Source organism: Dechloromonas sp. ZY10 (genome assembly GCF_041378895.1).
Lineage (GTDB): Bacteria > Pseudomonadota > Gammaproteobacteria > Burkholderiales > Rhodocyclaceae > Azonexus > Azonexus aquae.
This window is the reverse complement of sequence record NZ_CP144212.1, coordinates 1,130,011-1,142,301: the sequence shown is the minus strand read 5'-3', so window position 1 is coordinate 1,142,301 and position 12,291 is coordinate 1,130,011. Positions and strand designations below refer to the sequence as shown.

The following is a 12,291-nucleotide window of genomic DNA, read 5'->3' as shown; positions in this document are numbered from 1 at the left end:
GCGCTTGCCACCAGCTACGACAAAAGTAATAGTCGCGTGTTCCCCAGTGATTGTACGAGCGGTCAGCCGGCCGGAGGACAGACAGCGGTGCAGCGGAGAGGCTGCTAGACTGCTGCCAGGTAAAACAACAGCGTCAATACAGACAGGAGACTGCATGCAGCAAGGACAATTATTCATTGATGGCTGCTGGGTTGCTGCCAGCAGCGAACAAACCATCGCCGTCATTTCACCGATCAACGGCAGCGAAATCGCCCGCATTCCGGCAGCCACCGCCGCAGACGTCGACCGGGCCGTCGCCGCCGCCCGCCGCGCCTTTGACGGCTGGGCCGCTACCCCGGTCGCCAAACGCGCCGCCTTGCTCAAGGCGATCCAGGGCGAACTGAAGGCCCGTGCCGGGGAGATTGCCAGCGCCATCAGCCAGGAAATGGGGTGTCCGATCCGCTTTGCGCAAACGGTGCAGGCCGGATCGCCGATTGCCAGCTTCGGGATGTATGCCCGCCTGCTCGGCGATTTTGCCTTCGAGGAAACGGTCGGCAACTCCAAGGTGGTACGCGAACCGGTCGGGGTGGTCGCTGCCATCACCCCGTGGAACTACCCGCTGCACCAGGTTGCCGCCAAGGTTGCGGCTGCCCTCGCCGCAGGCTGCACAGTGGTACTCAAACCCTCCGAAATCGCGCCGCTCGACGCACTGATCCTGGCCGAAGCCGTAGCCGCAGCCGGCCTGCCACCGGGCGTGTTCAATCTGCTCACCGGCACCGGGCCAGTGGTTGGCGAAGCCCTCGCCAACCACCCGGACGTCGACATGCTCTCCTTCACCGGCTCGACCCGTGCCGGGCAGCGGGTTTCCGAACTGGCGGCGGCGACCGTCAAGCGGGTGGCCCTTGAACTGGGTGGCAAATCGGCAGCAGTCGTCCTCGATGATGCCGATTTCGCCGTCGCGATTCCCGCCGTGGTCGCCAACTGCTACCAGAATGCCGGCCAGACCTGCACCGCGCAGACCCGCCTGCTGGTCCCGGAGAGCCGCTACAGCGAAGTCGCCGAGCGCGCCGTCGCCGCAGCAGCGAAATTCATTCCCGCCGACCCACGCCTGGACAGCACCCGCCTCGGCCCGCTGGCCTCGGCAGCGCAAGCCGAACGGGTGCGCGACTACATCCGCGTCGGCATCGCCGAAGGTGCCGAACTGTTGACTGGCGGCGTCGACGCCCCCGAAGGCCTGGCCCCGGAACTGCTCGCCAGCGGCGCCTATGTCCGCCCAACGATTTTTGGCCGCGTGCGCCCGAACAGCCGCATCGCGCAAGAAGAAATTTTTGGCCCGGTACTGGCCATCCTCACCTATCCCGACGGCGACGAAGCTGCCGCCATCCGCCTCGCCAACGCCACCCCTTACGGTCTGGCCGGCGGCGTCTGGGCGGGTAGCGACGAGCGGGCAGAAGCCGTCGCACGCAAGCTGCGCTGTGGCCAGGTCGAGATCAACGGCGGCCCGTTCAATCTCTACGCGCCGTTCGGCGGCTACAAACAGTCCGGTAACGGCCGCGAACTGGGCAAATACGGACTGGAAGACTTCCTCGAATACAAGGCAATGCAGTTCCGCCCACCGGCGAAGGACTAAGCCGAAACGCAGCACGGGGCGCAAGGCCCCGTTTTTTTGCGCTCACGGCCATGGCCAGTGGTTGCCGTGATTCGCCCGAAGCAGCAAGGTAAGCACCTACTCCACTGCTCCAAGCGGCCTATTGCCTGCAACGTTTCGTCACCGGTATTGTCAGAACCACGCAATTGGCGTTTTTTCGGCGTAAGCACGAAACGACCGATTGCAGCCGGACAGGAGACGAACATGCGCCGAACGATCGTACTGCTGCTGGCCTGGCTACTGCACCAGCCAGCCTGGGCGGAAAAAACGCTACTGTTTTATTCCGAAGCCGGACAGCGGCCGTTTTCATACGAAGAGAACGGGATGCCCAAGGGCCTCTACATCGACAGCCTCCAGCGTGTCCTGAAAACCCTGCCGGCCTACCGCGTCGAAATCCGCTTTGCCCCCTGGGCCAGGGCTCTGGAAGAAGTAAAGACCGGCAATGCCGCAGCCATTGTCGGGGTCTATCACCGCCCCGACGAGCGCCCCTTCCTGCTGCATTCGAAACCGATTTTCGCCGAGGAAGTCGCCGTTCATTGCAATCGCGATGCCGTTTCCGGTCGCCAGTTCAACCAGTACCCCGAAGACTTTGCCGGCTTGCGCTTCGGCAACCAGCGCGCCTATCTGGCCCCCGGCCCGCGCTTTTTCGAGATGGCGCGTGCCGGACAACTGACGCTGGTCGAAGGAATCGAATTCCATGATCTGGTCAAGAAGATGCTGGTCGGCGAAATCGATTGCGTGGTCAACCCCAGCATCGTGATCAACGAAGCCCTGGTGACGCTTGAGGCACGCGGATTGCCCGAACGGATGCGGGCCAAATCGAAGCGGATCATGACCGTAAAAACCGAATCGGTGCATGTCGGCTTCAGCCGCAAATATGAGGAAAAGAACCCGGAACTGGCACGCTTTCGCGAACTGTTTGATCAAAGCCTGGGCCGCTGAGCATGATGAACTCTCTGCGCAACCGGCTGATCCTGCTGTTCATCGCCCTGACCACGACGACCCTGGGCCTGTTCGCCTACTATGAACAGCATCTGCTCAGGGCCGAACTGGAACAGCGCTTCGCTACGGCCCGCGAGGAGATCATCAAACATCTGCAATACAACCTGACCGATCCGGTCTGGTCGCTCAACCAGGCGATCATGAACGCCCGCCTGGAGGCCGCCCTGCTGCACCCTGAAGTCAGGAGAATTCGCATCCTTTCCCCGGAAGGCAACGAAGTTTATGCAGCCACGGCCCGTCTCAGCGATACTTCGTCGGAACAGAAAGATCCGCACCAGCTGCATGACGAAGCCCTGATCTATCCCCCGGCGGAAGCCCCCAGCGAACGGCAAAACCTGCCCACCGCCAGGCTGCAAATCGAGTTCGATCGCAGCGACATGGAGCAAAGCCTGCAACAGTCGCTGCTGCGACAGGCGCTCAAGGTCGTCGCCATGAATCTGCTGCTGCTCGTGCTCCTTTACTTCAGCCTGAATCTGGTCTTCTCTCCCCTCACCCGTTTGCGCGATGCGCTCAACCGTCTGGCCGGACATGATGCCGAGACGCAGGAGGAATTACCCCCTTTCCGCCTGCGCGAATTCGACAGCGTGATCGAAGGCTTCAACCGGACGTTGCAGCGCCTGCGCCACATCATCCTGCGGCATAGCGAGGCGGAAGCCCGGGCCCGTGCGGCAATGCGTTCGACCAACGAGGCGCTGGCCCAGGTTCGTGCGGCACAGCAGGAGCTGCTGGAAAAAAACCGGCAACTGGAAATCCTGTCGATTACCGACCGCCTGACCGGACTCTACAATCGGCACAAGCTTGATCAGGTTTTGAATGCCGAATTTGCCCGCTGCCAGCGCTATGACGGACTGTTTTCCCTGATTCTGGTTGATGTCGACCACTTCAAGGCGGTGAATGACGAATTCGGGCACCCGGTCGGCGACCTGGTTCTGTGCGAAATCGCCGGGCAGCTGCGGGAAAACAAGCGGGAGGCCGATACTCTCGGCCGCTGGGGGGGAGAGGAATTCCTGCTGATCTGCCCCGATACTTCGCTTGACGGCGCCCGGCAGTTTGCCGAGAAGCTGCGCCAGGCGATCGAAACCCAGTGCCACCAATGCGCAGGAAAACTGACAGCAAGCTTCGGCGTTGCCACTTTCCGCAACGGCGAATTGCTCAAGGATCTGATCAGCCGCACCGACCAGGCGCTTTACTGCAGCAAGCACAATGGCCGCAACCGGGTCGAATGCCTGGTGTAAACGGCACGCTCAGGAAGCAAGGCCCGCAGCGGGCGGACAGCCTGCCCCCCCCCCCGGAAAATGCAGGAAAATTGCGGTTTTTACGGTCGACCGTAAAAACCGGCCAATTTCCTCACTCACAACCGGAACAGCCAGGCTGCAACAGGTCGCGCAGGCGACGCAAGGCGGTACCGGCGTCGCCGACTACCACCGTGCAAGGAATAGCCAGCATCAGGTTGGCAGGCAGGCCAAAGTTTTCGACCAGATTGCCATCGGCATCGCACCACACGGCACGCGACGGGTCGAAATGCAGGGGCCCCTGACAGCGCTCGACACGTTGGCGCCAATCCTCATTAACACTGAAATAGGCAACCACCGGCTTGCCAAGCGCAATTGCGTACCCGACCTCGAAAGCAGTGCCACTATCAACCTCGGCACCACGAAACGGATCGAGATTGGCCACCACTCCAGCGGCTTCGCGGATCAGAGCGAGGTTGTGCCGGTAGATGGTTTCGGCCTGCAATTCAGGCTGATCGACCGGATGCAAAGGACGTAGCCCGAGTTCGCCGCACAACGCCTTTTGTACCGCCGCCCTGGCCGCGATGTCAGGAAAGAAAACGTCGGGACCAGCCAGGTAGACGCCGGGCAACGGCCTGTCCGGCACGGGAACAGCGGGAAGCTCAGCCATTTTCCGCTGCGGCAATCAGCTTGGCGACGCTGGAAATATGCACCTTGCGCCCCTTGACGGTGAGCAGGCCGCGCTCGTGCAGGGCGTGCAGGATGCGCGAGAAATGCTCATGGGTGAGATTGATGCGCGAAGCAATCACCCCCTTGATGGTCGGCAACTCGATCGTCACGTCATCGGCTTCGAACTGGCTGGCATCAAGCAACTGCATCAGGTAGCCGATCACGCGGCGTTCCCCGTTATGCAGCGAATAAGCCTCGACGTCGCCGACCACGTCGCGCAGTTGCCGGGCCATGTTGGCGAGCATCTTGCGCATGAACTGGTGGTCGTTCTCCAGTTCGTGGTCGATCACCGACCGCCCGACGTGCAACAGCAATGAATCGGCCAGCGCCTGGGCGTAATAGGGATAGGGCCGGTCAAGAAACATGAAGGACTCGCCAAAGCTTTCGCCCGGCTCCATCACCTCGATCACTTTGTCGGTTCCTTGCAGTGAGGTGAAGGCCAGCTTGATCTGGCCGAACACCACCAGATACAGGCCGGAGCACTTGTCACCGCGCTGGAACAGCATGTCATGCTTGCTCAGGCGGACCTCGCGCGTGCCCTTGGCAACGCGGGCCAACTCGTCCGGCGAAAGGCCGTCGAACAGCGGAATGCGAGCCAGCAGGCTATCGGTTTGTACGGGCAGATGATCGCGCATGAGGGTCTCGAAAAGCTGGAGCAGGAATCGGAAAGAAGGCGGACAGCAGAGGGGAAATACCGCGACAGGCAGCCGCAGCGGCACATTTTGATGCAAGTCAAAAGCATCGGCAAGCCAGAAAAAACCCTGCCCATCTGTCGGATTTGCGCGGTAGCAAAGTAAAAAAGGCTGCCCGTCGCCGCATTTCTGCCACCGCCAAACGTCAGGCCCCCACCCGCAGCACGCACGACTTCGGGTATCCGGCCGGGGAATGATGCAGAGCGGCGCCCGCGCCGCAACCCGCCAGCCAGCCAATCCTGCCGGGGAACCGCCACCACCCCGCTGACAAGCGGGCGACAGCGGTTCACAATGGCGACTTGCGCACTGCCTGGCGGTGCCCCTCCCGCCCACCGACTCTCTGCTGACTGGCACCAATGCTCGACCGACCGCCCGAATTCTACTTCCCGGCCCCGCGCCGGCAGCAATTTTGCAGCCAGTGCGGCACGCCCGTCAGCCTTGCCGTTCCACCCGGCGACAATCGCCTGCGCGACCTATGCCACAGTTGCGGCGCCATCCATTACCAGAATCCGCGCATGGTAGTTGGCAGCATTCCGCTCTGGCAGGACCGGGTGCTGCTCTGTCTGCGCGCGATCGAACCGCGGCGGGCAACCTGGACCCTGCCGGCCGGCTTCATGGAACTGGCCGAGACCACCCGCCAGGGGGCGGCCCGCGAGACACTAGAGGAAGCCGGCGCCGAAGTCAGCATTGGCGAGTTGTATACGGTGATCGACATCCCGCAAGCCGACCAGGTGCATTTCTTCTTTCTCGCTCAAGCAAGCAGCCCTGCTCTCGACCCCGGACCGGAAAGTCTCGCTGCGCGCTATTTCGCGCTCGACGAAATTCCCTGGGAACAGCTTTCCTTCCACTCGGTGGTCAGCACCCTGCAACATTTCGTTGCCGACGCAGCAGCCGGACACTTCCCCACCCGCCACCTGTCGCTCGGTAGCTGAAGCCTTTCACCTCCGGCTCAGCCGCCAGCTGGAAAGCGCAGCCTGACGGTGTTGCCGCAGCCGATGTAGTGCAGGCTCGCACCGCCGGCAATCCGGGCCAGCGCAATTCCCCGCCCATTGGGGTCAAAAGCCCGCTCAGGAGCCAGGTCGAGATAGCCCGACCAGTCAAAACCGCTCCCTTGGTCGGCAATGCTGATCTCGCAAGCCTCCGGGCCATTCTGCACCGCCACCCGGACCACACGATCCGCATATTCCGGAAGCCCCAGGCGCCGCTCGATTTCCTCGCGCCAGCCATCTTCGCGACGCAAACGCGACTTCTCCTGATAGCTGATTGCCAGATTACCGTGCTCGACCGCATTGACCAGCAACTCCCCCAGAGCCAGTTCAGCGGCCTCTGGTACCGGACAGATTTGCGCCAGCACCACCGCCAGTTGACCGGCCTGGTCAATATCGCGAAAGACGAACTCGGCGTGCCGCAGCAAGCGCAGGGAGCCGGCATATGCGGCCAGCTCGGCTCGCAAGGCATCGCGAACGGCACGTTCGCCGAGCGCGGCCCGGACAATCGCCAACAAGGCATCGCGGGCATACGGCTTGACCAGATAATAGTAGGCACCGGCAGCCAGACCTTCGGAAACCAGCTGCGGGCTACCCGCTGCCGTCTGCATGATTACCGGCAGATGCGCATGTGCCGACGCCGCCTTGATCCGGCGCAGCAAGGCCATGCCGTCGGTCCCCGGCATCATCCGGTCAAGCAGCACTGCCGCATACGCCCCGCCGGTCTCCAGCATCTGCCAGGCGGTTTCCGCGTCGGTTGCGGTGTCGACCGCAAATCCGGTATCGACGAAATATTCGCGGATCAACTCCAGGTTGATCGACTCGTCGTCGACCACCAGCAAACGTCTGTCGCTCATGTGCCCTCCCGCTTGGGCAAAGTTTCGGCAGCACCGGCCGGAAGTGCGGCGCAAGGCAGGGTGATGGTTAATGCTGCACCTCCCGCCGGATGGTTGCTTGCCTGGATCAATCCGCGGTGAGCCAGCACGATCTGCCGACAGATCGACAGGCCGAGCCCGGTTCCCCCTGCCCCGGTTCGCGTCTTGCTGCTCTGGACGAATTTGTCGAAGACTGCTTCGAGTTCGTTGTCAGGAATACCGCACCCCTGATCGCGCACGGTAATGCAGGTCGCCGGCAGATCGACCGGATCGGCAGCCCGCCGCCCCCGGGGCAACAGGCCGGCAGTCAGCTCAATGCTGATCACGCTGTGATCGGGCGAAAACTTCAGGGCATTCGATAACAGGTTGCGCATCACCTGAGCCAGGGTACCGGCATCAACCGCAGCCACCCGCTCCTCGCCGGACAATTCGAACCTGATTCCCCGCAACGCAGCCAGTGCCTCGAATTCGTGCACCACCTCGCGCAGCAAGGGCAGTAGCGCCTGTTCACAGGGAACGATCGGCATCATCCCGGCTTCCAGCTTGGCCAGATCAAGCAGGTTATTGAGCAGGTCAAGCAGACGCTGGCCGCTCTGATGAATGCGCTGGAAATAATGCTGCAGCTTGTCCTGGCCGAAATCGCCAGCCCGCTCTTCACCCAGGCGGGCAAAGCCAAGCACCGCATGCATCGGGGTCCGCAATTCATGTGACATGTTGGCCAGGAAATCCGACTTGGCCTCGCTGGCCTGCTCGGCCGTTTCCTTCGCCCGGCGCAGATCGGCCGTCCGTTCTTCGACCAGCTGTTGCAGATGATCGCGGTGGCGCTGCAACTCGCGGGCATAGGCATTACGCGCGGAAACATCGACCGCGACCCCGAGATAGCCGGTAAGGGCGCCCGCCTCGTTATGCACCGCCGTCACCACCAGACTGACCTGCAACTGCCGCCCATCCTTGTGTACATAGGTCCAGTCGCGACGCTCGGCACCATCGCGCAAGGGAATGGCAACAAACACCGAAAAACCGGCAACTGACCGCCCGAGTTCAGCACTCAGGGTCTCTCCACGCGCCTGTATCTCGCTTTCGAGGTGAAAGATGGCCGGAGTTTCGCGGCCCAACAACTCCTCGGCCGCATAGCCGAGCATCTTTTCCGCCCCGGCATTGAACAGGGTGATTAGCCCGTTGCGATCGGTGGCAATGATTGAAACTTCGGTGGCGGCCGCCAGGATGTCGTTGCGCTGCCGTTCAACCCGCCGCAACTCGCTGACATCGGTCAGGGTTCCCACCAGCACCGGCGCACCATCCGGATCGTAGGCCAGGGCTTTGCGCGCAACCACCCGGCGGGTCCCGGCATCGAAAGGCACTTCGTACTCATCGCAAAATTCGCCTTCGCCGGCAAATACCCGGTCATCCACCTCGCGAATCCGTGCGACCAGGTCCGGAGCCAAGTGAGCACTGCCGATCCCCTTCTGGCCAAGCAACTCATCCTCGCGCCGCCCGGTGAGGGTGCAAAAGGCAGCATTCACCGCAACATACTGGCGAGCCGCGTTTTTGACGAATACCGGATGCGGCACGAAATGCAGCACGGTAGCCAGCAAATCCCGCTTGCGCCGCCAGTCCTCCGCCTGGGCCGCAGCATCGGCGGCCTGGGCCGCCTCGCCTTCGCGCTCCAGCAGGCGACTGCGGGCCACCCAGGCGAGCAACAGACTGAGCAGAATGCCGGCCAGCAACAGGGGTAAAGGGCCACTCACCGCTGGCACCCCCTGCAGATAAAAACTGAGCCGCCAATCGCGCCCGCCAAAAGCCAACTGCCGGGCCTCCAGCAGTACTGCCGTTGACTCATCGGCCCGCCCGTCGAACAGGGGCGGCAGTCGTGCCTCGCTGCCATCGGCAAGCACCGGCAGCAGTTGCGAGCTGCGCCGGGGCAAGGCGGCAGCCAACAATTCCTCCGGCCGGTAAATCACATAGGCGTAACCGATGCAGGCCAGACGCCGGGCTTCGGTTGTGGCAATCGCCGACTGCTTGCGATACACCGGCAACAACATTACCAGTTGCGGCGGCGATTCGCCGCTGGCTGTCAGCAAAGGCCTGGACAGACTGGCCTCGTCGTCGCGCAGGGCGGCCTCCCGGGTGTCCTGCAAGGCATCGAGTGCCAGCAGGGAATGCTCGCGACTGGCCACCGAGGGGAAGCTGGGATGCAGGCGTCCGTCTCGCCAGGCGGCGAAACCATAGGCATGAACCCCTGAAAAGCGGCTATCCACCTGCAACTGGTTGACGTAGGCGGCCCATTCGCCGGGAGTGACCTGCTCGCTGGCGGCAAAAAAGGCACGGACACTACGCAGTAGCTGGGCATGGTCATGCAGACGATTGACCAGGCCCGAGGTCAGCAAAGCCACTTCGCGGCGCAAGCCCTGGCGCGACTCCAGTTCGGCCTGGCGGGCAAAATGCCCATAGGCAACGAGTGTCGCCACCAGACCGACCATCAGGATCAGCAGCGGCCAGAACCAGCGCCGCACGAAATGCTTGGCAGAGGAATTCATCCGTTCGCGCCTGTCGCCTTGAGCGCAGGCAGTCTGCAGGAAAAGGCGGCCAGTATATCGGCAAACGCCGATCAACGCAGGCATTCAACCAATCCCCGGTAAAATTGCCGCTTCCTTTCCGCGAAGTCTGCCGCCGATGCCCGATACGCTCTACCCCTGCACCGACCCCATCCTGGCCGAACGCGTCATCGGCGCTACCCGCGAATGGCTGGAACGGGCGGTCATCGGCCTCAACCTGTGCCCTTTCGCCAAGAGCGTGGTAGTCAAGAAGCAACTACGCTACGCCCTTAGCCTGGCCAGCGATCCCGACCAGCTGTTGGCCGAAATCGAAGCCGAACTGACGCGGCTCGCCACCACCGATCCACAAGCGCTCGACACCACGCTGCTGATCCACCCGCACGTGCTGACCGACTTTCTCGACTACCACTTCTTTCTCGGCGAAGTGGATGCCCTGATTCGCAATCTTGGCTACGACGGCATCTTCCAGATTGCCAGCCTGCATCCGCAATACGAATTCGCCGGCAGCGATCCGGACGAAATCGCCAACTACACCAACCGCTCCCCCTACCCGACCTTGCACCTGCTACGCGAGAGCAGCATCGACCGCGCTGTCGCTGCCTTCCCGCACGCCGAAAGCATCTATCAGCGGAACATTGAAACCATGGAAAAGCTTGGCCCGGAGGGTTGGAAAAAGCTCTGGGAATAAGTCGGCGCAAGCCCCCCCGGGAAACCAGGCAGATTCACGGTCGACTGGGAAAAAGTTGCTTTTTCCGGTCTCCCATCGGTGCGGCCGCTTGAAGTTTACTTGGCTGCGGCCTCGCTCAGGCAAGCCATTACGGCTCGCCAGCCGGCCTCGGCCCCCGCGCCGGCGAGTCCGAAACCCTGGCGCAACAACTGCATCTGGCTGGCACTCAACTGCCGCTCCAGAATCTCGCCTGTAGCGGTCAGGCGCAAGCGCCGGATCCGCCGATCGTGCTCGGCAGGCGTCATTCCGATCAGGCCACGCTCGACCAGTTCGCGCAAAGGTGGATTGAGCGCCTGCTTGCTAACGCCCAGGGTATGCAACAACTCATTGACCGAGCACCCGGGATCGCGCCCGACAAAATAAAGAATGCGGTGATGCACGCGACCCAGCCCCTGTTCGCCGAGCATTCGGTCGGGCAAGGAGGTAAAGGCACGATAAGCAAAGAAAAAATTCTCAATCGCTTCGCGCAGTGCCGCTTCCTCGGCAATATCGGCATCCACGAACGCTGGCTGGCTGGCTGACATCCTGTTCCACCTTTCTCGCCCGCCGTGCCCGATTCCCCAAATGCCGGCAGGGACAACAAGCCGGCGGGAAAAGCAGGGCTTCAGGGCGCCGGGCTTGTATCAATTTTATGAGTCAAGCTGATTGACATGTTAGGAGGCCTGGCGCTATCTTGTCCATAGGTCAACAAACTTGACATATATACTTATCATGTCCACGCCCACCCTCCGCCTCTCCGCCCGCAGCCGCGACCTGCATGCCTCACCGATTCGCGAAATCCTCGCAGTGATCGACCGTCCCGGCATGATTTCCTTCGCTGGCGGCCTGCCGGCGCCGGACAGTTTCCCTGAGTTTTCCCTGGCCGCGATGCCTCGCACGCAATTGCAATACGGCGCCAGCGAAGGCGAGATGGCACTGCGCAAGGAAGTCGCCAGCCGCATGTCGGCCCTCGGTCTGGCCTGCAGCGCCGAGCAGGTGCTGATCCTCTCCGGTTCACAGCAGGGGATCGACCTGGTGGCCAAGCTCTTCGTCGACCCAGGCACGCCGGTAGCAGTCGAAGCCCCGACTTATCTCGCTGCGCTGCAGGTGTTCCGTTTCTTTGGCGCCCGCTTCAGCGAATACTCGGCAAGCACCGCCGGGAACGACCTGGCGACCGCACAGGCGGCGCTGGCGTATTGCATCCCGACCTTCCAGAACCCCAGCGGCCACTGCCTTTCCGCCGATGAACGTGATGCCCTGGCCGCCGCTTGCGATGCCACCGGCACACCGCTGTTCGAGGACGACCCCTATCGCGACCTGGTCTACGATGCCTGCGAACGCCAGCCAGTATGCGCCCGCCTGCGTAGCGCGCCATGGATTTACCAAGGCTCGTTCTCGAAGACCCTGGCCCCCGGCCTGCGCCTCGGCTATCTGATTGCCAGCGAGGCGCTGATCCCGCTGCTGACCCGGCTCAAGCAGGCCGCCGACCTGCACAGCAACCGCGTCAGTCAGTGGCTGGTCCTGCAACATCTGCAGCAGAACACCGGCAGCGAGGGACTGGCAGCCATCTACCGGCAGCGCCGCGACGCCTTTGCCGCCGCGCTGGAGCGCCACTTTACCGACCTCGCCGACTGGCAGGTGCCACCGGGCGGGCTCTTCTTCTGGCTGACGCTGAAGCGCAAGATAGACACCCGCAGCCTGTTGCCGCAGGCGATTGCCGCCAATGTTGCATTCATGCCCGGAGAAGCCTTCTTTGCCAGCGACACGCCACCGCTGGGCCACCTGCGGCTGAACTTCAGCCACGCCAGCGAAGCCGATGCCGAACAAGGCCTGGCGCGCCTGGCCGAACTGATCCGCCAAGCCGGCTGAACCCGGTTTTTTTGCCGC

General features: G+C 62.6%; 11 protein-coding genes. 6 read left to right on the top strand and 5 right to left on the bottom strand.

What is annotated here, in order from left to right:
* The first annotated feature begins 154 nt into the window (after nucleotides 1-154).
* The 3 genes from VX159_RS05185 to VX159_RS05175 all read left to right on the top strand — a co-directional run bounded on the left by VX159_RS05185 (nucleotide 155) and on the right by VX159_RS05175 (nucleotide 3,864).
* Nucleotides 155-1,609, top strand: a complete 1,455-nt coding sequence (locus VX159_RS05185; protein ID WP_371324920.1) for an aldehyde dehydrogenase family protein — start codon at nucleotides 155-157, stop codon at nucleotides 1,607-1,609.
* Nucleotides 1,610-1,831: 222 nt separating this feature from the next.
* Nucleotides 1,832-2,569: a substrate-binding periplasmic protein gene (locus VX159_RS05180; protein ID WP_371324919.1), complete on the top strand. Its 738-nt coding sequence runs from the start codon at nucleotides 1,832-1,834 to the stop codon at nucleotides 2,567-2,569.
* Between the two features lie 2 nt (nucleotides 2,570-2,571).
* Entirely contained in the window at nucleotides 2,572-3,864 is a 1,293-nt protein-coding gene (locus VX159_RS05175) for a GGDEF domain-containing protein (protein WP_371324918.1), read from the top strand.
* A 112-nt stretch (nucleotides 3,865-3,976) separates the two neighbouring features.
* Here the strand turns inward: VX159_RS05175 and VX159_RS05170 are convergent, their stop codons facing one another.
* Together VX159_RS05170 and VX159_RS05165 are read right to left on the bottom strand one after the other, a co-directional pair.
* The gene (locus VX159_RS05170; protein ID WP_371324917.1) at nucleotides 3,977-4,531 is read right to left on the bottom strand and encodes a nucleoside 2-deoxyribosyltransferase; all 555 of its coding nucleotides are present in this window, start codon (nucleotides 4,529-4,531) and stop codon (nucleotides 3,977-3,979) included.
* Nucleotides 4,524-5,225, bottom strand: coding sequence for a Crp/Fnr family transcriptional regulator (locus VX159_RS05165; protein WP_371324916.1), 702 nt, complete (start codon nucleotides 5,223-5,225; stop codon nucleotides 4,524-4,526). The genes VX159_RS05170 and VX159_RS05165 overlap by 8 nt, the downstream gene beginning before the upstream one ends.
* Nucleotides 5,226-5,638: 413 nt before the next feature.
* On the opposite strand from VX159_RS05165, the gene VX159_RS05160 reads away from it, so the two are divergent.
* Nucleotides 5,639-6,214, top strand: a complete 576-nt coding sequence (locus tag VX159_RS05160; RefSeq protein ID WP_371324915.1) for an NUDIX hydrolase — start codon at nucleotides 5,639-5,641, stop codon at nucleotides 6,212-6,214.
* 17 nt (nucleotides 6,215-6,231) lie between these two features.
* Here VX159_RS05160 and VX159_RS05155 read toward each other — a convergent pair whose 3' ends face one another.
* Together VX159_RS05155 and VX159_RS05150 are read right to left on the bottom strand one after the other, a co-directional pair.
* A complete protein-coding gene (locus VX159_RS05155) occupies nucleotides 6,232-7,125 on the bottom strand; it encodes a response regulator (protein ID WP_371324914.1) in 894 nt (297 codons plus the stop codon).
* Nucleotides 7,122-9,680 (bottom strand): ATP-binding protein, encoded by a 2,559-nt coding sequence (locus VX159_RS05150; RefSeq protein ID WP_371324913.1) that lies wholly within the window; start codon nucleotides 9,678-9,680, stop codon nucleotides 7,122-7,124. The genes VX159_RS05155 and VX159_RS05150 overlap by 4 nt, the downstream gene beginning before the upstream one ends.
* Nucleotides 9,681-9,816: 136 nt before the next feature.
* Between VX159_RS05150 and VX159_RS05145 the strand changes: the two genes are divergently transcribed.
* Complete coding sequence (locus VX159_RS05145) at nucleotides 9,817-10,386, top strand: DUF1415 domain-containing protein (RefSeq protein WP_371324912.1); 570 nt, start codon at nucleotides 9,817-9,819, stop codon at nucleotides 10,384-10,386.
* 95 nt (nucleotides 10,387-10,481) lie between these two features.
* Here the strand turns inward: VX159_RS05145 and VX159_RS05140 are convergent, their stop codons facing one another.
* Complete coding sequence (locus tag VX159_RS05140; protein ID WP_371324911.1) at nucleotides 10,482-10,949, bottom strand: MarR family winged helix-turn-helix transcriptional regulator; 468 nt, start codon at nucleotides 10,947-10,949, stop codon at nucleotides 10,482-10,484.
* A gap of 187 nt (nucleotides 10,950-11,136) precedes the next feature.
* Here VX159_RS05140 and VX159_RS05135 point away from each other — a divergent pair, with 187 nt between their 5' ends.
* Nucleotides 11,137-12,273, top strand: coding sequence for a PLP-dependent aminotransferase family protein (locus VX159_RS05135; protein WP_371324910.1), 1,137 nt, complete (start codon nucleotides 11,137-11,139; stop codon nucleotides 12,271-12,273).
* Nucleotides 12,274-12,291 lie beyond the last annotated feature (18 nt).